14 protein-coding genes and 4 tRNA genes are annotated in these 22850 nt (G+C 60.9%); 14 read left to right on the forward strand and 4 right to left on the reverse strand.

The window, feature by feature from the left end; all coding sequences use genetic code 11:
• Positions 1 to 7 precede the first annotated feature (7 nt).
• The 12 genes from BM269_RS22750 to BM269_RS22805 all read left to right on the forward strand — a co-directional run bounded on the left by BM269_RS22750 (position 8) and on the right by BM269_RS22805 (position 13404).
• The gene (locus BM269_RS22750) at positions 8 to 1081 is read left to right on the forward strand and encodes an efflux RND transporter periplasmic adaptor subunit (RefSeq protein ID WP_229204754.1); all 1074 of its coding nucleotides are present in this window, start codon (positions 8 to 10) and stop codon (positions 1079 to 1081) included.
• Positions 1078 to 4203: an efflux RND transporter permease subunit gene (locus BM269_RS22755; protein ID WP_090442589.1), complete on the forward strand. Its 3126-nt coding sequence runs from the start codon at positions 1078 to 1080 to the stop codon at positions 4201 to 4203. Before BM269_RS22750 ends, BM269_RS22755 begins: the two co-directional genes overlap by 4 nt.
• Positions 4204 to 4386: 183 nt before the next feature.
• Positions 4387 to 4473, forward strand: a tRNA-Leu gene (locus BM269_RS22760).
• Between the two features lie 36 nt (positions 4474 to 4509).
• Entirely contained in the window at positions 4510 to 5847 is a 1338-nt protein-coding gene (gene tig / locus BM269_RS22765) for a trigger factor (protein WP_090442592.1), read from the forward strand.
• Positions 5848 to 5904: 57 nt separating this feature from the next.
• Positions 5905 to 6522 (forward strand): ATP-dependent Clp endopeptidase proteolytic subunit ClpP, encoded by a 618-nt coding sequence (gene clpP, locus BM269_RS22770; protein ID WP_090442595.1) that lies wholly within the window; start codon positions 5905 to 5907, stop codon positions 6520 to 6522.
• 134 nt (positions 6523 to 6656) lie between these two features.
• On the forward strand, positions 6657 to 7925 hold the full coding sequence (gene clpX, locus BM269_RS22775; RefSeq protein WP_090442598.1) for an ATP-dependent Clp protease ATP-binding subunit ClpX: 1269 nt from the start codon (positions 6657 to 6659) through the stop codon (positions 7923 to 7925).
• A 235-nt stretch (positions 7926 to 8160) separates the two neighbouring features.
• Positions 8161 to 10569, forward strand: a complete 2409-nt coding sequence (gene lon / locus BM269_RS22780; protein WP_090442601.1) for an endopeptidase La — start codon at positions 8161 to 8163, stop codon at positions 10567 to 10569.
• A gap of 212 nt (positions 10570 to 10781) precedes the next feature.
• Entirely contained in the window at positions 10782 to 11054 is a 273-nt protein-coding gene (locus tag BM269_RS22785; protein ID WP_055927923.1) for an HU family DNA-binding protein, read from the forward strand.
• A 41-nt stretch (positions 11055 to 11095) separates the two neighbouring features.
• Positions 11096 to 11171: transfer RNA gene (locus BM269_RS22790), tRNA-Val, on the forward strand.
• 27 nt (positions 11172 to 11198) lie between these two features.
• A tRNA-Asp gene (locus BM269_RS22795) sits at positions 11199 to 11275 on the forward strand.
• Positions 11276 to 11299: 24 nt separating this feature from the next.
• Positions 11300 to 11376 (forward strand) — tRNA-Asp (locus BM269_RS22800).
• 126 nt (positions 11377 to 11502) lie between these two features.
• A complete protein-coding gene (locus BM269_RS22805; protein WP_090442604.1) occupies positions 11503 to 13404 on the forward strand; it encodes a SurA N-terminal domain-containing protein in 1902 nt (633 codons plus the stop codon).
• Positions 13405 to 13621: 217 nt separating this feature from the next.
• Here BM269_RS22805 and mnmH read toward each other — a convergent pair whose 3' ends face one another.
• Both mnmH and BM269_RS22815 read right to left on the reverse strand, forming a co-directional pair.
• The gene (gene mnmH / locus BM269_RS22810) at positions 13622 to 14677 is read right to left on the reverse strand and encodes a tRNA 2-selenouridine(34) synthase MnmH (protein ID WP_090442606.1); all 1056 of its coding nucleotides are present in this window, start codon (positions 14675 to 14677) and stop codon (positions 13622 to 13624) included.
• Complete coding sequence (locus BM269_RS22815) at positions 14674 to 15303, reverse strand: arylesterase (RefSeq protein ID WP_373994406.1); 630 nt, start codon at positions 15301 to 15303, stop codon at positions 14674 to 14676. The genes mnmH and BM269_RS22815 overlap by 4 nt, the downstream gene beginning before the upstream one ends.
• A gap of 4 nt (positions 15304 to 15307) precedes the next feature.
• On the opposite strand from BM269_RS22815, the gene BM269_RS22820 reads away from it, so the two are divergent.
• Positions 15308 to 16006 carry an ABC transporter ATP-binding protein gene (locus BM269_RS22820; protein ID WP_170860458.1) on the forward strand — a complete coding sequence of 233 codons (699 nt, stop codon included), beginning with the start codon at positions 15308 to 15310 and terminating at the stop codon, positions 16004 to 16006.
• 4 nt (positions 16007 to 16010) lie between these two features.
• On the opposite strand, the gene BM269_RS22825 is transcribed toward BM269_RS22820, so the two are convergent.
• Entirely contained in the window at positions 16011 to 17537 is a 1527-nt protein-coding gene (locus BM269_RS22825; RefSeq protein ID WP_090442615.1) for an NAD(P)H-hydrate dehydratase, read from the reverse strand.
• 54 nt (positions 17538 to 17591) lie between these two features.
• On the opposite strand from BM269_RS22825, the gene BM269_RS22830 reads away from it, so the two are divergent.
• Positions 17592 to 21209: a hydantoinase B/oxoprolinase family protein gene (locus BM269_RS22830; protein ID WP_090442617.1), complete on the forward strand. Its 3618-nt coding sequence runs from the start codon at positions 17592 to 17594 to the stop codon at positions 21207 to 21209.
• Here BM269_RS22830 and BM269_RS22835 read toward each other — a convergent pair.
• Entirely contained in the window at positions 21206 to 22843 is a 1638-nt protein-coding gene (locus BM269_RS22835; protein ID WP_090442621.1) for a response regulator, read from the reverse strand. The two genes, BM269_RS22830 and BM269_RS22835, sit on opposite strands and share 4 nt — an antisense overlap.
• Between the last annotated feature and the right edge of the window lie 7 nt (positions 22844 to 22850).

The raw sequence follows: 22850 nt of genomic DNA on the forward strand, positions 1-22850 counted from the left end.
TTCCATCGTGTTCGTAGCGAAAAAACTACCCCTGGTTGCGGCCTGCGCCTTGCTGCTCGCAGCCTGCTCGAAAGAAGCCCCCAAGACCGAAGATATCCGGCCGGTACGCGCCATGGTGCTGCAAAGCTCGGACATCGATGTGAATGCCGAATTCTCCGGTGAAGTCCGTTCGCGCGTGGAATCGCGCCTCGGTTTCAGGGTTGGCGGCAAGATTATCTCCCGCAAAGTGGATGTGGGGAGCGTGGTCAAGCGCGGCCAGGTCCTGATGGACCTCGATCCGCAGGACTTGAAGCTGTCGCAGGCGCAGTCGATGGCCGCCTTGCGCGCTGCCGAGACCACGCGCGACCTGGCCAGCGCCGAGCTGAAGCGCTACCAGGAGCTGCGCGAAAAGAACTTCGTCAGCCAGGCCATCCTGGACGCCAAGCTGTCGAGCTATAAATCGGCGCAGGCCCAGGTCGATTCGGCGCAAGCGGCTTATCGCGGCATGTCCAACCAGGCCGGCTACGCCAGCCTTGAATCCGACATCGATGGCGTGGTCACGGCAGTCGATGCGGAAGTAGGGCAGGTGGTATCGCCCGGTACGCCGGTGGTGCGTGTCGCCAAGACCGATGAAAAGGAAATCGTGTTCGGCGTGCCGGAAGATAAGGTCGATACGCTGCGCTCGATCTCCGACGTGCATGTGCGCCTGTGGGCCAGCCCGGGCAAGACAGTGCCGGGCAAGATCCGCGAAATCTCGCCGGTGGCCGACCCGTTTACCCGCACCTACGCGTTCCGGGTGTCGATTCCGGCCAGCCTGTCCGAGGCAAAGCTGGGCATGACTGCGCTGGTGGCCTTTGCTTCGCGCTCGCCGCAGCCTCAGATCAAGGTGCCGTTGACGGCGCTGTTCCATGAAAAGTCCGCAACCTCCGTGTGGGTGGTCGAAAATGGCGCGGTGCGCCTGGTGCCGGTGACGGTGAACGGCGTGTCGGGCAATGACCTGGTGCTGGGCAGCGGCGTGAAGGCCGGCCAGACCGTGGTCACGGCAGGCGTCAACCTGCTGAAGCCTGGCCAGAAAGTCACCATTCTCGGAGCGGCTAAATGAAGGGCTTCAACCTCTCGCGCTGGGCGTTGGAGCACATTCCGCTCACGCGCTACCTGATTGCCGTGCTGCTGCTGGGCGGCATGCTGGCGTACAAGAACCTGGGCCAGGACGAAGATCCGCCATTCACTTTCCGTTCGATGGTGGTGCAGGCCTTCTGGCCCGGTGCAACGTCGCTGCAAATGGCGGAACAGGTCACCGACAAGCTGGAAAAGAAGCTGCAGGAAACGCCGTTCATCAATGAAATCACCAGCTATTCCAAGCCGGGCCAGACGCTGATCATCCTCAGCTTGCGCGAATCGACGCCGCCGAAGGAAGTGTCGCAGGCCTGGTACCAGGTTCGCAAGAAGATCGGCGATATCCGCTCGACGCTGCCGTCCGGCGTGCAGGGCCCCGTCTTCAACGATGAATTCGGCGATACCTATGGCTCGATCTTTGCGCTGTCCGGCGACGGCTTCACGTACGCGGAGCTGAAGGACTACGCCGACCTGGTGCGCCAGCAACTGCTTGGGGTGAAAAAGGTCTCCAAGGTCGAACTGTTCGGCGTACAGGATGAGAAGATCAATATCGAGTTCTCGCACAAGAAATTCGCCCAGCTGGGCCTGACCATCGAGCAGATCGCCAACCAGATCGCGACCCAGAACGTGGTGGAGGCGACGGGCGTGGTGGTGACGCCGACCGACAACCTGCAGGTGCGCGTTTCGGGCGCGCTGCGCACGGTCAAGGACCTGGAGGAGTTGGAGCTGCGCGCCAATAATACGACCTTCCGCCTCGGCGACTTCGCAGCGATCAAGCGCGAATACCTCGACCCGCCGCGCGACAAGATGCGCTTTAACGGCAAGGAGGTCATCGGCCTGGGCGTGTCGATGGAGAAGGGCGGCAATATCATCCAGATGGGCAAGGACCTGGAGAAGACCGTCAACTCCATGAAGACCAAGCTGCCGGTCGGCATTGAACTGGAGCGCGTGTCGGACCAGCCGGCCGCCGTCACCGCCTCGGTGGGTGAATTCCTGCACACCCTGATCGAAGCGGTACTGATCGTGCTGGCGGTGAGTTTCGTCTCGCTCGGCCTGCATACCAAGCCCAAGCTGAGCCTGGACACGCGCCCGGGCCTGGTGGTGGCACTGACCATCCCGCTGGTGCTGGCGGTGACCTTCCTGTTCATGCGCATCCTGGACATCGACCTGCACAAGATCTCGCTCGGCGCCCTGATCATCGCGCTCGGCCTGCTGGTCGACGATGCCATCATCGCCGTTGAAATGATGGTACGAAAGATGGAGGAGGGCCATTCACGGCTCGAAGCGGCGACTTTCGCGTATACCTCCACGGCGATGCCGATGCTGACCGGCACCTTGATCACCGTCGCAGGCTTCCTGCCGATCGGCCTTGCGGCATCGGCTGCAGGCGAGTACACCTTCTCGCTGTTCTCCGTGAATGCGATCGCGCTGGTGACGTCGTGGATCGTGGCCGTGGTGTTCACGCCTTACATCGGATATATCCTGTTGAAGGTGAAGCCGCATTCCGAGGGCGGCGGCCATCACGAACTGTTCGATACGCCCGGCTACCGCAAGTTCCGCGCCGTCGTGAACTGGTGCGTGGAGTATCGCAAGACCACCATTGTGGCGACGCTGGTGGTGTTCTTCCTGGGTGTGTACGGCTTCAAGTTCATCGAGAAGCAGTTCTTCCCGGACTCCAGCCGCCCAGAACTGATGGTGGAGATGTGGTCGCCGGAAGGCACGGCGTTCGCCCAGACCGAACGCCAGGCGAAGAAATTCGAGGAGTTCATCCGCAAGGAGCCAGGCGTGGCCAGCGTGACGACCTATGTCGGTACCGGTAGCCCGCGCTTCTACCTGCCGCTGAACCAGATCTTCCCGCAGACGAACGTGTCGCAGACCGTGGTGCTGGCGAAAGACCTGCATTCGCGGGAAGAGCTGCGCAAGAAGATCAGCAATGTCTTCAAGACCGACTTCCCTGAAGTCCGTGGCCGCGTGCAGCTGCTGCCGAACGGCCCACCGGTGCCGTATCCGGTGCAATTCCGCATCACCGGCACCGAAGTGGAAGGCGTGCGTTCGATTGCCGACCAGGTGAAAGACATCATGCGCGCCAATCCGAATGCGGTGGGCGTCAACGACAACTGGAACGAGTCGATCAAGGTGCTGCGCCTTGACCTGGACCAGGATAAGATGCGCGCGCTGGGCGTCACCTCGCAAACCGTGATGCGGGCTGCGAACACGATCCTTTCCGGCACCCCGATCGGCCAGTTCCGTGAAGGCATCCGCCTGATCGATATCCAGGTGCGCCAGCCGCTGGACGAGCGCAACACCATCGCGGTCCTGAATGACACTTACATCCCGACCAATAGCGGCCGTTCGGTGCCGATCTCGCAACTGGCGCGCGTGCATTTCGTGTGGGAGCCGGGCGTGGTCTGGCGCGAGGGCAGGGAATGGGCAATTACCGTGCAGTCGGATGTGGTGGAAGGCGTGCAGGGGCCGACCGTGTCGGGCCAGATCAATCCGAAACTCGACGAGTTGCGCGCTAAGCTGCCGCCGGGCTACGAGATCAAGGTGAAGGGAGCTGCCTCGGACAGCAGCGCGGCGGAAGAATCGATTGCCGCCAACCTGCCGCTGGCTGTGTTCATCATCTTTACCTTGCTGATGTTGCAACTGCATAGTTTCTCGCGTTCGCTGCTGGTGTTCCTGACCGGGCCGCTGGGCGTGGCAGGAGCGGCGATGGCACTGCTGGTGATGGGGCGCCCGCTGGGCTTTGTGGCGAACCTGGGCATTATTGCGCTGTTCGGGATGATTATCCGTAACTCGGTGATCCTGGTGGACCAGATCGAGCAGGACATCAAGGCTGGCGTGCCGGCCTGGGATGCGATTGTGGAATCGGCCGTGCGGCGTTGTCGTCCGATTATCCTGACCGCGGCAGCGGCGGCGTTGGCGATGATTCCTTTGTCGCGCTCCGTGTTCTGGGGGCCGATGGCGGTGGCGATCATGGGCGGCTTGATCTTGGCAACTGCGCTTACCCTGTTGTTCCTGCCGGCGCTTTACGCCGCCTGGTTCCGCGTGCCAAAACCGGTAAACCAGGGTCAGACCCAAGGGTCTGACCCGCACCGGGCAAGCTGAGCAGGTGGGTCTGACCCTTGGGTCAGACCCAGATTTGCCGGTTTTGCCCAAATGTTGCGCATAACGCAAAAAAACCACTACCGCACTCTAGCAACACCGTATAGAATGCCGGGTTGAAGTTGAAAGCCCCGGGCGACCCCGTTTTCACTGTAAGGTCGCCCTTTGCTTTTGTGCAAATATGCCGCGAGGATGGCGAAATTGGTAGACGCACCAGGTTTAGGTCCTGACGCCAGCAATGGTGTGGGGGTTCGAGTCCCCCTCCTCGCACCATAAGTACACTTAAATTTTTATTGGACGATTTTTACAATGGCCACTGCAGTTGAAACCCTGGGCACTCTCGAACGCCGCATGACGATTTCCTTCCCACTGTCGGACGTACGTTCCGAGGTGGAAAAGCGCCTGAAAGTACAGGCTCGCTCCGCACGTGCTCCTGGCTTCCGTCCAGGTAAAGTGCCAATGAAGATGGTTGCCGCACAATACGGCTACCAGATCGAAACTGAAGTGCTGAACGACAAAGTCGGCCGCGCTTTCAACGATGCCGCCAATGAAAACCAGCTGCGCGTAGCTGGCCTCCCACGCATCGAGCCAAAACAAGACGCACCAGAAGGCCAACTGTCCTTCGACGCAACCTTCGAAGTCTATCCGGAAGTTGAAGTCGGCGACCTGACCAATGTTGAGATCGAAACCGTCAAGTCCAACGTGACCGACGTAGAAATCGACAAGACCATCGACATCCTGCGCAAGCAGCGCGTGCACTTCCACGTGAAGGGCGAGAAGGGCGAACACGGCGACGGCGGCGAAGCTATCGCTGCTAACGGCGACCGTGTGACCGTGGACTTCGTCGGCTCCATCGACGGCGTGGAATTCCCGGGCGGTAAAGCTGAAGGCTACCCGTTCGTGCTGGGCGAAGGCCGCATGCTGCCGGAATTCGAAGCCGCTACCGTCGGCCTGAAAGTCGGCGAAGCCAAGACCTTCCCGCTGTCGTTCCCAGAGGACTACCATGGCAAGGACGTGGCCGGTAAAACCGCCGAGTTCACCATCACCCTGAAGAACCTGGAATGGGCGCACCTGCCGGAAGTCGATGCGGAATTCGCCAAATCCCTGGGCGTGGCTGACGGCGACCTGGCCAAAATGCGCGAAGACATCAAAGTCAACCTGGAGCGCGAAGTTGCTGGCCGCGTCAAGGCGCGCAACAAAGAAGCTGTGATGGACACCCTGGTGAAGACCGCGACCCTGGAAGTGCCACAGTCGCTGATCGCCCAGGACACCGAGCGCCTGGCTGAAATGACCCGCCAGGACATGGCCCAGCGCGGCATGAACGTAAAAGATGTACCATTCCCTCCAGAGCTGTTCAAGGACAAAGCCGAGCGTCGCGTACGCCTGGGCCTGATCCTGTCCAAGCTGGTGGGCGACCAGAACCTGCAGGCTACCCCTGACCAGGTGAAGGCACAGATCGAAGACTTCGCACAAAGCTACGAAGATCCGCGCGAAGTGCTGAAGTACTACTACTCCGATCGCCGCCGCCTGGCCGAAGTCGAAGCTCTTGTATTGGAAGAAAACGTCGTTACTTACGTCCTGGGCCTGTGCAAGAACGTCTCGAAAGAAATTCCTTTCGACGAACTCATGGGAAGCGTACAAGCTTAATAGCTTGATATCATTCGACGCCGGCCCCGAGCCGGCGTTGTTTTCAAAGGAATTGGAATGAATCGTAATCCCGCACTCGATACGGAAATGCTCGGCCTGGTGCCGATGGTGATCGAACAAAGCGGCCGCGGTGAGCGCTCGTACGATATCTACTCGCGCCTGCTGAAGGAACGCGTGATCTTCATGGTCGGTCCGGTCAACGACCAGATGGCCAACCTGATTGTCGCCCAGCTGCTGTTCCTGGAAAGCGAAAATCCGGACAAGGACATCTCGCTGTACATCAATTCCCCAGGCGGTTCCGTTTCCGCGGGCCTGGCGATCTTCGACACCATGCAGTTCATCAAGCCTGACGTGTCGACCCTGTGCACCGGCATGGCCGCCTCCATGGGCGCCTTCCTGCTGGCCGCTGGCGCCAAGGGCAAGCGTTTCTCGCTGCCGAACAGCCGCATCATGATCCACCAGCCGTCCGGTGGTTCGCAAGGCATGGCGTCGGATATCGAAATCCAGGCGAAAGAGATCCTGTACCTGCGTCACCGCCTGAATAGCATCATGGCAGAGCGCACCGGCCAGTCGATCGAGCAAATCGCCAAGGATACCGACCGTGACCGCTTCATGTCTTCCGATGAAGCAGCGGAATATGGCCTGATCGACAAAGTCTTGACCAGTCGCGGATAAGCGTCCTTGCAAGTCGACGCCCGGACGCTACAACGTTCGGGCGTTTTGCTTTTATTTCGGGTAGCATGTGGTTGTGCGCAGGATTTCTTGCTTGTGCGCACGGCAAATTTGCACCAAAACTAAAGATTAGTCCCATGTCAGAGAAAAAATCCTCCAGCGGTGAGAAACTCCTTTACTGCTCGTTCTGCGGCAAAAGCCAGCACGAGGTGAAGAAGCTGATTGCCGGCCCGTCCGTCTTCATCTGCGATGAATGCATTGACTTGTGCAATGACATCATCCGCGACGAGACCTCCAGCATCGAATCTGTCACGGGCGCCAAGTCGGACCTGCCAACCCCGTTGGAGATTACCGAGCTGCTGAACCAGTACGTGATCGGCCAGTCGACTGCCAAGCGCATCCTGTCCGTGGCCGTGTACAACCATTACAAGCGCCTGAAGCACCTGGGCAAGAAGGACGACGTCGAACTGGCCAAGTCCAACATCCTGCTGGTAGGCCCGACCGGCTCCGGCAAGACCTTGCTGGCCCAGACCCTGGCGCGCATGCTGAATGTGCCGTTCGTGATTGCCGACGCCACCACCCTGACCGAAGCCGGTTATGTGGGGGAAGACGTGGAAAACATCATCCAGAAGCTGCTGCAAAGCTGCAACTATGATGTGGAAAAGGCGCAGCGCGGCATCGTCTACATTGACGAAATCGACAAGATTTCCCGCAAGTCCGACAACCCATCGATCACCCGCGACGTATCGGGTGAGGGCGTGCAGCAGGCGCTGCTGAAGCTGATCGAGGGCACCATGGCTTCGGTGCCTCCGCAAGGCGGCCGCAAGCACCCGAACCAGGACTTCGTGCAGATCGACACGACCAACATCATGTTCATCTGCGGCGGTGCGTTTGACGGTCTGGCGAAGATCATCTCCAACCGTTCCGAAAAGTCCGGCATCGGCTTCTCGGCGGAAGTGAAGAGCAAGGAGCAGCGCTCGAACAGCGACCTGATGCTGGACGCTGAACCGGAAGACCTGATCAAGTTCGGCCTGATCCCTGAACTGGTGGGTCGTCTGCCGGTGGTGGCAACCTTGGCTGAGTTGACCGAAGAAGCCCTGATCGAAATCCTGGTCGAGCCGAAAAATGCGCTGGTCAAGCAGTATTCGAAGCTGCTGGAAATGGAAGGCGCCGAACTGGAAATCCGTCCTGCCGCATTGCACGCCATCGCCCGCAAAGCGCTGGCTCGCAAGACCGGTGCCCGTGGCCTGCGTTCCATCCTGGAACACGCGTTGCTGGACATTATGTTCGACCTGCCGAACCAAACGAACGTCACCAAAGTCGTTATCGATGAAAATACGATCACCAGTGGCGCAAAACCCCTTCTGATTTATCAGGAATCCCCAAAAGCAGCAGGGGAAAACTAAATAGGGTTTTGAATCCCTGAGGCAAGGCGTTACAATCGGTCTCAATAACCATAACGCCGGCTTCAGTCGAAAAGCCACTCGCGATCAATCATCGCGCGTGGCTTTTTTTGTTCTGAATCGGCATTAAGTTAGAGTGCAAAGCATTTCCCTCAAAGCAAATATAATTGTAGTACTGGGCTTGTGAATTGGCCGCTGGGGCTTATATCAGATCCAAGCTTTTAAAATAAGGTACGCCATGACAACTACCAAATTAACTGAGCAAACTCAACTGCCTCTGTTGCCACTGCGCGATGTAGTCGTCTTCCCGCACATGGTAATCCCGTTGTTCGTTGGCCGACCAAAGTCCATCAAGGCGCTCGAAGCTGCCATGGAGCAGGGTAAGAGCATCATGCTGGCAGCGCAGAAAGCCGCTGCCAAGGACGAACCTTCGCCTTCGGATATCTATGAAATCGGCTGCGTGGCCAACATCCTGCAGATGTTGAAGCTGCCTGACGGCACCGTGAAGGTGCTGGTCGAAGGTGCACAGCGTGCGCGCATCAAGAAGATCACTGATAGTCCAACCCATTTTATTGCCGACCTGATGCCGCTCGAATCGGAGCAGGGCGATGAGTCGGAGATCGAGGCCATGCGCCGTGCGATCGTCCAGCAGTTCGACCAGTACGTCAAACTGAACAAGAAGATCCCGCCTGAGATCCTGGCTTCGCTGTCGGGTATCGACGATGCCGGCCGCCTGGCCGACACCGTGGCCGCCCACCTGCCGCTCAAGCTCGAACAGAAGCAGGTGATCCTGGAAATCATCGAAGTCTCGAAGCGCCTGGAGCACCTGCTCGGCCAACTGGAAGGCGAGCTCGACATCCTGCAGGTGGAAAAGCGCATCCGCGGCCGCGTCAAGCGCCAGATGGAAAAGTCGCAGCGCGAGTACTACCTGAACGAACAAGTCAAAGCCATCCAGAAGGAGCTGGGCGAGGGCGAAGAGGGCGCCGATATCGACGAACTCGAGAAGAAGGTCGTCGCCGCCAAGATGCCGAAGGAAGCGCTGGAAAAGGCGCAGGCCGAGTTGAAGAAACTGAAGCTGATGTCGCCGATGTCGGCCGAAGCGACCGTGGTGCGCAACTATATCGACACCCTGGTGTCGCTGCCATGGAAGAAAAAATCCAAGGTCAACAACGACCTGGCCAACGCCGAAAAAGTGCTCGACCACGACCACTACGGCCTGGAAAAGATCAAGGAACGCATCGTTGAGTACCTGGCGGTCCAGCAACGCGTGGACAAGTTGAAGGCGCCGATCCTGTGCTTCGTGGGTCCGCCAGGCGTCGGTAAGACCTCGCTGGGCCAATCGATCGCGAAGGCAACCAACCGCAAGTACGTGCGCATGGCACTGGGCGGCGTGCGCGACGAGGCCGAGATCCGCGGCCACCGCCGTACCTATATCGGCTCGATGCCGGGCAAGGTGCTGCAGTCGCTGTCGAAAGTCGGCGTGCGCAACCCGCTGTTCCTGCTGGATGAAATCGACAAGATGGGCGCGGACTTCCGCGGCGATCCGTCGTCGGCCTTGCTGGAAGTGCTGGATCCTGAGCAGAACCACACCTTCTCGGACCACTACATCGAAGTCGACTTCGACCTGTCCGACGTGATGTTCGTTGCGACCTCGAACTCGTACAACATCCCGCCGGCGCTGCTGGACCGCATGGAAGTGATCCGCCTGTCCGGCTATACGGAAGACGAGAAGACCAACATCTCCTTGCGCTACCTGCTGCCAAAGCAGGTGAAGAACAACGGCCTGAAGGACGAGGAAATCTCCGTCAGCGAAGCAGCGGTGCGCGACATCATCCGTTACTACACCCGTGAAGCGGGCGTGCGTTCGCTGGAACGTGAGATCTCCAAGATCTGCCGCAAGGTCGTGAAGATGCTGCTGCTGAAGAAGTCGGACAAAAAGGTGAGCGTCACGCCGAAAAACCTGGACAAATTCCTGGGCGTGCGCCGCTACGATTTCGGCGTGGCCGAGAAAACCAACCAGATCGGCCAGGTGGTCGGCCTGGCATGGACCGAAGTGGGCGGCGACCTGCTGACCATCGAATCGGTCAGCATGCCCGGCAAGGGCAATGTGATACGCACCGGTACCTTGGGCGATGTGATGAAGGAATCGATCGAAGCTGCCCGCACCGTGGTGCGCAGCCGTGCCGCACGCCTGGGCATCAAGAACGAAGCCTTTGAGAAAAAAGACATTCACATCCACGTGCCGGAAGGCGCGACGCCGAAGGACGGCCCATCGGCAGGTATTGCGATGACCACGGCGATGGTGTCGACCTTCACCGGCATCCCGGTCCGTGCGGACGTGGCAATGACCGGTGAGATCACGCTGCGTGGCGAAGTGCTGCCGATCGGCGGCTTGAAAGAGAAGCTGCTGGCGGCGCATCGTGGCGGCATCAAGACCGTGCTGATTCCTGAGCAGAACGTGAAAGACCTGGCCGAGATTCCGGACAATGTGAAGAACAAGCTGGAAATCGTGCCGGTGCGCTGGATCGACAAGGTGCTGGAAGTGGCGCTGGAACGCCAGCCGGAAGCGATCACCGAGCCTGTGGCGCCGGTGGAAGTGCCGGCCGTGGCAGCAGCTGATGGAAGCAGCGAAGTAGTTAAGCACTAAACCGGTAAATCCGGGTCAGACCCAAGGGTCTGACCCTGGTTTACCGGTTTAAAGGGCGCCAGAAATGGCGCCCTTTTTGTTTCATGCCTTGATTTGCCCTTGACACAGTGCAACCCCCGCCTGTTTAATACGCCCCTGAGATTTTTGTGCACACTAAAAAGCTGCATCAAAAAACGGTATAAACGATATAAACCTTTGTGACGGGGACTGTAATGAACAAGACCGAACTGATCGACCACATCGCGACTTCCGCTGACATCTCCAAGGCTGCAGCTGCACGCGCCCTGGACGCTGTGATCGATGGCGTAACCACCACCCTGGCCAAGAACGACAGCGTCACCCTGGTTGGCTTTGGCACCTTCTCCGTGAGCGAGCGCGCAGCCCGTACCGGCCGCAATCCGCGCACCAAAGAAGAGATCAAGATCGACGCGGCAAAAGTTCCTAAATTTAAAGCTGGTAAAGCTTTGAAAGACGCTGTACAATAATGGCCTTCGGTAAGCAGCAATGCTTACCGGGCAGTTTAAGCGGGCGCTTAGCTCAGTTGGTAGAGCGGATCCCTTACAAGGATTAGGTCGGGAGTTCGAGCCTCTCAGCGCCCACCAAAGCTTAAACAAAGTGTTGTGAATGCTGGAGCGGTAGTTCAGTTGGTTAGAATACCGGCCTGTCACGCCGGGGGTCGCGGGTTCGAGCCCCGTCCGCTCCGCCAGCAAACACACACGACGCAATACCTGGAGCGGTAGTTCAGTTGGTTAGAATACCGGCCTGTCACGCCGGGGGTCGCGGGTTCGAGCCCCGTCCGCTCCGCCAGGATACCGAGAAAGCCCCACACGTCCGAAAGACTGTGGGGCTTTTTCATTTGCAACTTCAGCAACTGCACTGTAAAATCGCGCGAGCAGTTTTCACGCCTCCTCTATACGGAAAAAAATAGCTGACATGTTTGATTTTGTACGCACGCATCAAAAGCTGATGCAGATTATCCTGGCGCTCCTGATTGTGCCTTCGTTTGTGCTGGTCGGCGTCGGCGGCGTCAAGCTGTTCGGCGAAGACGCGAACACCATCGCCAAAGTGGCAGGCTATCCGCTGACCCAGCAGGAATGGGAAAACGCCCAGCGCCGCCAGTTGGACCAGATGCGCCAGCAAATGGGCAAGAACTTTGACCAGAAGGCGTTCGACACCCCCGAGTTCAAGCAGAACATCCTGGACCAGCTGATCGCCCAGCGCGCCATGAACGCGGAAATCCGCACTGCGCACCTGACCGTGAGCGAGCAGAAGGTGCAGGAAGCCATCACCAGCCAACTGCCGCTGTTCAAGGCTGACGGCAGCTTCGACAAGGAACAGTACCTGCAGATCCTGGCAGCGCAAGGCATGAACGCCGGCATGCACCAGGAGCAGGTTCGCCACGACCTGGCACTGCAGCAGGTTGCCACCGGCGTGGAACTGAGCGGCTTCGTGCCGCGCACCGTGTCCAAGGCGATTTCCGATTTCGGCGCACAAGAGCGTGAAGTGCAGGAACTGGCACTGCCGGTTTCCCAATTCCTGCCGAACGTGAAGGTCACCGACGAAATGGTGAAAGCCTTCTACGACAAGAACGCCAAGCTGTTCGAGATCCCTGAGTCGGCCAAGATCGAATACGTCGTGCTGAATGCCGACGCGATTGCTTCGCAAACCACCGTCAGCGATGAAGAAGTGGCCGGCTACTACGAATCGAACAAGAAGCGCTACACCGATGAGGAAGCCCGCCGTTCCTCGCACATCCTGATCCTGAGCGAGAAGGACAAGGCCGCTGCAAAGGCGAAAGCGGAAGCGATCCTGGCGGACGTGCGCAAGAATCCTGCCGATTTCGGCAAGATCGCGAAGGCTAAATCGGAAGACCCTGGTTCCGCTGAAAAAGACGGCGACCTGGGCGTCCTGGAAAAAGGCCGTTTCGTCAAGCCGGTGGAAGATGCCATCCTGAAGCTGAAGCAGGGTGAGATCAGCGACCTGGTTGAATCCGAGTACGGCTATCACATCATCACCGTAACCGAAGTCAAGCCGGCCCAGGTGAAGCCGCTGGAAGAAGTGAAGGGCGAAATCGCTGCGGAAATCAAGAAGCAGAAGGCTGCCAAGCTGTACTCCGATCTGTCGGAGCAGTTCACCGACACCGTGTATTCGCAGTACGAAAGCCTGAAACCGGCTGCCGACAAGCTGAAGCTGAAGATCGAAACCATGGCCGGCATTTCACGCCAGCCTAACCCGATCCTGGGTGCGGCACCATTCAACAATGCCAAGTTCCTGACCGCTCTGTTCTCGGACGACGCACTGAAGAACAAACGCAATACCGAAGCAGTTGAAGTCGCTCCGCAAACCCTGGTCTCCGGGCGCATCGTCGAATTCAAGCCAGCTTCCAAGAAGCCGCTGGCGGAAGTCGAAGCCGCCATCAAGCAGCAGGTAACGCTGGAAGAGGCTGTGAAAGCCGCCAAGAAAGCCGGCGAAGAGAAGCTGGCTGCCGCCAAGAAGTCCGGTGACGCAAGCGGCTTCAGCGACGTAAAAACCATCTCCCGTTCCAAGGCCGACGGCATCAACCCGGCGGCCGTGGCTGCGGTGATGAAGGCTGACGCGTCCAAGCTGCCAGCTTACGTTGGCGTGGAAATTCCAGGCCAGGGTTACGGTGTGTACCGCATCGGCAAGGTCGGCCAGCCGGCGGAACAGGACGCCGCTCGCCGCGAACAGGAAGGCCAGCGCATCAACCAGATCGTTTCGCAGCAAGAGATGACCGGCTACATCGACGCGCTGAAACAAAAGGCCAAGGTGAAGATCCTGCACCCGGTTGCAACGATCAAGACGCAAGCCGAATAAGCAGCCGTACGTACTACGAAGGCCGGGGCCCGTGCAAACGGACACCGGCTTTTTTCTTATGTGCGGATAGGGCTTGCGGGGGACGGCGCCTCGACGCCGACAGCGCGCTGGACTTCAACTGGAAAATTGATGTGCGCGTCCCGGCGTCAAAGGGTATCCCCTGCGATTCCGGAGCCACCGGGTATTGCGATGGTCCTCGCAGGGATGCTGGTGCTCGTCATGCCTCGTGCAGCTTGCGTGCTGCGGCGACAAAGGACTCAGGCGAGATATCGGGCAGCGCCACGTCGATAGCTTTCTCGAACTGCACGAAATTGCGGTGGATCGACTTGAGGTAAGCCGGGTCGTAGTGGTCCACCAGCAGTTCATCGACCAGTGCCGGCATGTCGCCGGCGCTGGCCATGGACTGCCAGCGCTCGATGCGCTCGCGGCCATGCAGCTGCACCAGGAATTCAAGCTGTGCATTCAGGGCAGGGGCGTTGCAGGCGAAATGCTGGTAATCCTCAATCAGGAGCCGGACGCGGTCTTCTCGCGATACCTGCATGGAGATGCATGGCGAAGCGCGCATGCGCTCCATCAGCGCGCCCGGCACGCGCAGGCTGCCGACCTTGCGGCTCTCGGCCTCGACAAACACCGGCAGGCTCGGGTCGTAACGGCGCAAGCGGTCCCAGATCGAGGTCTCGAATGCCTTTTGCGAAGGCTGCGGCTGGCAGGGAATATTACCCAGCACCGAACCGCGGTGCGCCGCCAACTGCTCCAGGTCCAGCACCTGGGCGCCGATCGCTTCCAGCGTATCGAGCAAACGGGTCTTGCCGCTGCCCGTGGTGCCACAGATGACGCGGAAATCGAGCTCAGGGGTTTGTTCAAGCTGGGCATTGATGGCGCCGCGGAAGGCTTTGTAGCCGCCATCGAGCTGCACCACCGGCCAGCCGATCTTGGCCAGCACGGTCGCCATGGAACCGCTGCGGTTGCCGCCGCGCCAGCAGTAAATCAAAGGCTTCCAGTCGCGCGGCTTGTCCAGCCACAGTGTCTCGATGTGGTAGCCGATATTCTTCGACACCATGGCCGCGCCGGCTTTTTTAGCTTCGAACGAGCCGACCTGCTTGTACATGGTGCCGACCGTGATGCGCTGCTGGTCGTCCAGCACCGGGCAGTTGATCGCGTTCGGCAGGTGATCCAGGGCGTATTCGGACGGGCTGCGCGCGTCGATGATGGTGTCGAAATCGTCCAGGCGGGCCAGGACGTCGTCGATAGGCAGGATTTCTGGATACTTCATTTGGTTTTCAGGATTGGCTGGAGATGGGGCCAGATATTGCCCAGGATAATGGGGTGTGCCGACGCGAGCGGATGCATGCGGTCCGGCTGGAATAGTTCGGGCTTTTGCGCGACCCCGTCAAGCATGAAGGGCGCCAGCGGCGTTTTCAAATCCTTGCTCAGGATGCCGTACATCGCAAACAGCTTATCGGCGTACTCGCGTCCATAGTTGGGCGGTATGCGTATGCCGACCAGCAGCACCTGTGCCCCGGCCTTGCGCGATTCGCCGACCATGGCGCGCAGGTTCGATTCGGCGGCAGCGACGGGCAGGCCGCGCAAGCCGTCGTTGGCGCCCAGCTCGATGATCACGATAGTCGGTTTGTGCTTGCTCAGCAGGGCAGGCAGGCGGGTGCGGCCGCCGCTGGTGGTTTCGCCGCTGACGCTGGCGTTGACCACGCTCACCGGCAGCTTCTGGTCCTTCAGGCGCTGGTCGAGCAGGGCGACCCAGCCGGCGCCGCGCGAGATGCCATATTCGGCCGAGAGACTGTCGCCCACCACCAGGACGGTTTTTGATGCAGAATAGGCGTTTGTGGCGGCGCTGGACAACAGGATCAGCACCGCGAAGCAGCGGACTATATTTTTGAACATGATCATGCGAGATATTCCTCAATCCTCCAGCCAGGTGGCCAAGGCGGCCATTTCCGTTTCTGGCCTTGGCAAGCGGGTGGCCGACGCCAGCGGCGAACTGACCATCCTGCATGGAGTGGATTTTACAGTGCAAAAGGCGGAGACGCTTGCCATTGTCGGGGCTTCCGGCTCCGGTAAATCGACCTTGCTAGGCCTGCTGGCGGGGTTGGATACGCCGACCGAGGGCAAGGTGGTGCTCGATGGCGTCGATATTTTCGCGCTGGACGAGGATGGCCGGGCAGCCTTGCGCAAGGAAAAACTGGGCTTCGTGTTCCAGTCCTTCCAGCTGCTGCCCCATTTGACAGCTGTTGAAAACGTGATGCTGCCAATGGAATTGGCCGGCGACGGCGCGGCGCGCGAGAAGGCCGAGGCCATGCTGGGCCGCGTCGGGCTTTCCAGCCGCCTGAAGCACTATCCGAAATTCCTGTCCGGCGGCGAGCAGCAGCGCGTCGCCCTGGCGCGCGCCTTCGTAACACAGCCGCCATTATTGCTGGCCGACGAGCCGACCGGCAGCCTCGATGCGGCCACCGGTGAATCGGTGATCCAGTTGATGTTCGAATTGAACCGCGAGCATGGATCAACCCTGGTCCTGGTCACTCACGACACCCATATCGCGGCCCGCTGCGGGCGCGTTATCACGATCGCGGCGGGGCGGATCGCCTGATCGATCAAGTGCCGTAGTGTACGGCCAGGCGGTTGACGGCCGTGCGGATGGCCGGAATCAGTTCGCTGGCCGTGAGGCCGATAGGGCCCGCACCTTCTGTGACGAGATCGTCGGCCGCCATGCCGTGCAGCCAGACACCAGCCAGCGCCGCTTCCCATTCCGGCCAGCCCTGGGCGAGCAGGCTGCCGCACAAGCCGGACAGCACATCCCCGGTGCCTGCCGTGGCGAGGGCCGGATTGCCGGTGGTGTTGACCACAATGGTGCCGTCGCGCGCGGCAATCACCGTTCCCGAACCCTTTAATATCACGGTAGCCGCCAGCCGTTCGGCCAGCGCGCGCGCCGCAAATGGCCGGTCGGCCTGCACTTCGCCTGTGCTGATTCCCAACAGCCGCGCCGCTTCCAACGGGTGTGGCGTCAGGATGCAGGGCGCCTTGCGCTGCATCAGCTGCGCGCGCAGGGCCTCGGAACCTGCAAGCAGGTTCAATGCATCGGCGTCCAGTACCACCGGGCTTTTGCTGTGCAGTGCGCTGGCAAGCATTTCTGCGCTGGCAGCGGAGCTGCCCATGCCGGGGCCGATCACCAGCACCGCGCTATTGAAGTCGTATTCCTGCGCGCTGCGGCACATCAGCTCGGGCTGCGCGGCATCGAATGCCGGCGGCTCGCCTACAAAACAGGCATAAACGCGGCCTGCGCCGCTGGTCAGCGCTGTGCGTGCCGCCAGGATTGGCGCGCCGGCCATGCCGCGCGCGCCGCCCACCACCGCCACGCTGCCGTTGCTGCCTTTGTGCGAGCTATGGCGGCGGCGCCGCGCGCAGTGCGCGAACAATGCGACGTCATTCAGCTTGGCTCGCGCTGCAGGGAATAGCTCGCGGCCGATGTCGAGATTGTTGACGATCACGATGCCCGCGTGGTCTCGACCCTGCGCCGTGTGCAAGCCAGGCTTGTCACCGATGAAGGTGATCGTATGCGTCGCGCACACGGCCACCCCTTGTGCGTCCGCGCCTATGATGGCGCCGGTGTCGGAGTCGAGGCCGCTCGGCACGTCCAGGGCCATGACCGGGCAGGCCAGGGCGTTGACCGCATTCACCAGCGCTGCAAAGTCGCCTGAGATTGGCCGCGACAGGCCGATGCCGAACAAGCCATCGACAACGAGTGTCCATTCGGTGCCTGCCACTACGGCACACGCGTCGGCGGCGCCATTGATCGCGGCGAAGCTGGCCGGGGACAGGCGTGCGCGCTGGAGGGCGTCGATACGTTCCGTTGCGGGAGTGCCGGCGGGCGGGAAATGCAGGATTGTGACTTGCGCGCCTGCATGGCCGAGGTGCGCTGCCGTTTCGAGCGCGTCGCCGCCATTGTTGCCCGGACCTGCCAGCACCAGTAGCTTGGCGCGGTTGACTGTGAGGGGCAAGCGGTCGAGCGCCTCGTTGGCGCCAGCCTGGCCGGCGCGCTGCATGAGCGCACCATCGGGCAAACGCTGAGCGGCGGCGTGCTCGATCGCGCGAATTTCTGCCATCGTGAAGAGGGGCGTCATGCGAGGCATTCTAGCACTACAATAACTGCTTCACGACTAGAGCGAGGCAGCGCAATGGATTGGCAATTCTGGATCGACCGTGGCGGTACTTTCACCGATATCGTGGCCCGCCGGCCCGATGGAAGCCTGGCTACCCATAAGCTGCTGTCGGAGAGTCCTGAACATTACCGCGACGCCGCCATTGCCGGTATCCGCCATTTGCTTGGTGTCGCTGCTGGTGGCCAAATCCCTGTCGAGCAAGTCGATGCCGTCAAGATGGGCACAACAGTCGCCACCAATGCGCTGCTGGAGCGCAAAGGCGAGCCGACCGTGTTGGCGATTACTCGGGGATTCCGGGATGCGTTGCGGATCGCCTACCAGAACCGTCCGCGCCTGTTCGATCGTCATATTGTGCTGCCCGAATTGCTTTACCAGCAGGTGGTGGAAATCGATGAACGCATGGGCGCGCATGGCGCAGTAGTGCTGCCGCTTGATGCCGCGGGCGCGCGGCTTGGCCTGCAGGCGCATTACGACAAGGGATTGCGCTCGATCGCCATCGTCCTGATGCACGGCTATCGATACACCGTGCACGAAGCGGCGCTAGCGCAAATCGCCCGCGAGATCGGATTCACGCAAGTCTCCGTTTCCCATCAGGTGAGTCCGATGATGAAGCTGGTGGCACGCGGCGATACGACCGTTGTCGATGCCTACCTGTCACCGATCCTGCGCCGCTATGTGGACCAGGTGGCGTCCGAGCTGCCTGGCGTGAACCTGCAGTTCATGCAGTCCAACGGCGGCTTGACCGACGCACGGAAATTCCAGGGCAAGGATTCGATCCTGAGCGGCCCGGCCGGCGGCATCGTCGGCATGGTCAGAGCCAGCCGGGCGGCCGGCTTTGACAAGATCATCGGCTTCGACATGGGCGGCACGTCGACCGACGTTTCGCACTTCTCGGGAGAATTCGAGCGTGTTTTCGAGACCCAGGTAGCCGGTGTGCGCATGCGTGCGCCGATGATGAGCATCCATACGGTCGCAGCAGGCGGTGGCTCCATCCTGCATTTCGACGGCAGCCGCTTCCGCGTTGGGCCCGACAGCGCCGGCGCCGATCCCGGCCCGGCCAGTTATCGCCGCGGCGGCCCGTTGGCGGTTACCGACTGCAACGTCATGCTGGGCAAGATCCAGCCCGACTTCTTCCCGAAATTATTCGGCAGCGACGGCGCACAGGCACTCGATGCGGCAACCGTGCATGAGAGGTTCGCCGCCCTGGCCGCAGAAATCCGTGCGGCGACTGGCGCCCAATCCTCGCCGGAGCAGGTGGCGGAGGGCTTCATCGAGATCGCCGTCGGCAATATGGCCAATGCGATCAAGCAGATCTCCGTGCAGCGCGGCCATGATGTGACCGAGTATGCGTTGACCAGTTTTGGCGGCGCGGGCGGCCAGCACGCCTGCCTGGTGGCCGATGCCCTGGGCATGAAGACGGTGTTTATTCACTCGCTGGCCGGCGTGCTGTCGGCCTACGGCATGGGCCTGGCCGACCAGACCGCGATGCGCGAAAGCGCCGTCGAGTTGAAGCTGGCGCCAGAAGCCCTGCCTGTGCTGGAAGCCCGCTTGCAGGAACTGGGCGCCGAAGCGGTGGCCGACCTGCGCGCGCAAGCCGTCGCCGACGAGCGTATCAGCGTGGTGCGCCGCGTCCACTTGCGTTACGAAGGGACGGATTCGGCCTTGATCGTATTGTTCGATACCCTCGACAGCATGAAGTCGCAGTTCGAGGCCGGGTATCGTAAGCGCTTTTCTTTCCTGATGCCTTCCAAGGCGATGATCGTGGAAGCGGTTTCGGTGGAAGCAATCGGCAGATCCGATGCTCCGCCGGAGGCCGCGCCGCAGCAGGCGCCGCGCCCCGCAGCGCTGGCGCCGTCGCAAACCGTACGCATGTACAGTGCCGGCCAGTGGCACGACACTGGGCTGTTCAAGCGCGATGCGACCCGCATCGGGGACGTCATCAAAGGCCCGGCCATTATTGCCGAAGCCAACGCCACCACCATTGTGGAGCCCGGCTGGCAGGCTGAAGTCACCCCGCAAGACCACCTGGTGCTGACCCGCGTGGAAGCGCTGCCGGTGCGCCGGGCCATCGGCACCACCGCCGACCCTGTCATGCTGGAGATCTTCAACAACCTGTTCATGTCGATCGCCGAGCAAATGGGGCTTCGACTGCAGAATACCGCCTACTCGGTCAACATCAAGGAGCGCCTGGACTTCAGTTGCGCCATCTTCGACGCCGAAGGCAACCTGATTGCCAATGCCCCGCACATGCCGGTTCATCTTGGCTCGATGGGCGAAAGCATCAAGACGGTGATGCGCGAGAATGCCGGCCGGATGCACCCCGGCGACGTTTACATGCTGAACGACCCCTACAACGGCGGCACCCACCTGCCGGATGTGACAGTCATCACGCCGGTGTTCGACGAAGCCGGTGGCGAAATCCTGTTCTACGTCGGCTCGCGCGGCCACCATGCCGATATTGGCGGCAGTACGCCGGGCTCGATGCCACCGGACTCGCGCAGTATCGAGGAAGAGGGCGTCTTGATCAACAATTTCAAGCTGGTCGACGGTGCCTGCGGCGGCCAGTTGCGCGATGCGGAAGCGCGCGCCTTGCTGGCGGGCGCACGCTACCCGGCGCGCAATCCCGACCAGAACATGGCCGATTTACGTGCCCAGGTAGCGGCCAACCAGAAGGGCGTGGAAGAATTGCGCAAGATGGTTGCGCACTTCGGCTTGGACGTGGTACGCGCTTATATGGGGCACGTGCAGGACAACGCCGAAGAAGCAGTGCGCCGCGTGATCAGTGCCCTGCGCGACGGCAGTTACGAACTGAAGCTCGACAATGGCGCCGTGATCAAGGTCGCGGTGCGCGTCAATGCCACCGCACGCAGCGCCGAGATCGACTTCAGCGGCACTTCCGGCCAGTTGGACAACAATTTCAATGCGCCGTCCGCAGTGTGCATGGCTGCAGTGCTGTACGTATTCCGCACCTTGGTCAATGACGATATTCCGCTGAACGCCGGCTGCCTGAAGCCGTTGCACGTGATGATTCCACCCGGCTCGATGCTGAACCCGCATTACCCCGCGTCGGTGGTGTCGGGCAACGTCGAAACGTCGACTTGCATTACCAACGCCCTGTATGGCGCGCTGGGAGTGCAGGGCGCTTCGCAAGGTACGATGAACAACTTCACCTTCGGTAATGCAAAGTACCAGTACTACGAGACCATCAGCGGCGGCTCCGGTGCGGGAGACGGTTTCAATGGCACCGACGTGGTACAGACCAATATGACCAACTCGCGTTTGACCGACCCGGAGATCCTTGAGTTCCGCTTCCCGGTACGGCTGGAGAGTTATGAGATCCGCCATGATTCGGGCGGCAGCGGCCTTTGGCACGGTGGCAATGGCGGCGTGCGCAAGGTGCGCTTCCTGGAGCCGATGACGGCGGCCATCCTGTCGAATAACCGCATTCATGCGCCGTTCGGCATGGCCGGCGGAGAGCCGGGTGCGCTGGGCCGCAATACGGTGCAGCGCGCCGATGGCGGCACCGAGCAATTGGGCCACATCGGCAAAGTGGATATGCAGCCCGGCGACATCTTTGTCGTGGAGACGCCGGGCGGCGGCGGCTTCGGCCCGGTCCGTAGCCCGGGAGCTTAGGCGGTGGTCGAAATACCGTACTTGCGCTGAGTGCCCGAATACTGCGTCAACAGCGCTTCCAGCGCAGGGCTGCCCGAATCGAGGCGCCGGATACGGTCGATCAGGGTACCGGCCTGGTCGCCCAGCGGTGCTTCCCAACCCAGCTCGTCCAGCTGGCGCAGGATGGCCTGCACCGCGGCATACAGTACTTTCAGGTTGCCCGGTGTGCGGCGCAGGGCCTGGTGCAGGGTCGCCACTGCCGCGCGGTGATCGCCCTGCCGGGCCATGGACTCGGCCTCGGTAACCAGCTCCTGCATGACGTTGTCGATTTTCTCGCCAACCCCCTGCGCCAGGTCATGGCGCCCGGCCTTTTCGAAGACGCTCACCGCCTCTTCCATGGTGATCGGCTTCTCGTTGTCGTTCATCATATGCATGACGACATCCGCTGCGTCCTTGTCCAGCCGATGCTTCAGGCAGGAATCCACCAAACCAATCCGCAGGCGGTTCGACAGGCCGCGCGCCATGCCGACCGCCGTCACTGCATTCGACAGCTCGGAGGCGGCCTCGGTTGCGTGCCCGGTCATGTCGAGCAGCAGGGCGGAGGAGATATGCTTGCACACTTCCGTATTGGCGCTGGCGCGCAGCGAGCGTTCCATGTCGCGGATGACGCCTGAGGCCTGGTTGACATCGCCCTTGCGCACCAGCGCGCGCACCAGGTTCACATGGTCCTCCGGATCGCGGAATTCGGAGTAGCGGGCCTTGCTCACCACCTGGCGGAATGCTTTCTCGGCCGCCGTGATATCGCCCGTGCCATAAGCAACTTCACCGAGGTGACGCAGACGCCGCACCATATTGGGCGACATGGAAACCGCGTCCTCCAGGATCTTCTTCGCCTGCTGCGACTGCCCCATCGCTTCATACGAACGAGCCAGCAGGTCGTAGGCCGCCATCATGTTCTGGTTGGCTTCGAGCAGGCGTTCCAGCGTGCCCACGGCATCGGCATAGCGTTCGAGACCGAACTGGCAGCGCGCCAGGCCAAGCTGGGCCCAGCCCGTCGGACGGCTGATCAGGATGCCCTGGTAAATCAATTCGGCCTGCGCCAGCTCGCCGACTTCGTAACTGAGTTCGGCGCGCAGGCGGGCAAACTCGCTGGCGTAGCGGGGATTGGCTGCTTCGGCCTCCTGGCAGGCATCGATGGCTTCGCGCTGCTTGCTTTGGGCGATCAACTGGTAGACCGGCATGAAGACCGAGCGCCGCTCCACGGCGCGACCGATACGCTGCATCAAGCCGTCGACAGTGAAAGGCTTCAGCACGTAATCGGTCGGCGTCAGTTCGGCGGCGCCGATCACCTTGGATTGCACCGCCTCCGAAGTCAACATGATGAAGATGGCCGAGCGGTCGATCAGCTTGTGGTGGCGCAGGTCTTCCAGCAGTTGCTGGCCATCCTGGCCGCTGTCTTCATTGCCGCTGCCAAGGTCGTATTCGCACAGGATAACGTCGAAGCGCTTGTTGGTCAGTTGGCGGATCGCCGTGCCGGAGCTGACGGCGTACTCGATCCGCGTGATCGAGGCCTGGTTCAGCATATTGTGCAGGTTGCCCCGCATTGCCGGGTTGGGGTCGATGATCAGCACCGACAGGTCGCTATACGATTGCATTGACTTC

The organism is Duganella sp. CF458 (assembly GCF_900113115.1).
Classification (GTDB): domain Bacteria; phylum Pseudomonadota; class Gammaproteobacteria; order Burkholderiales; family Burkholderiaceae_D; genus Rugamonas.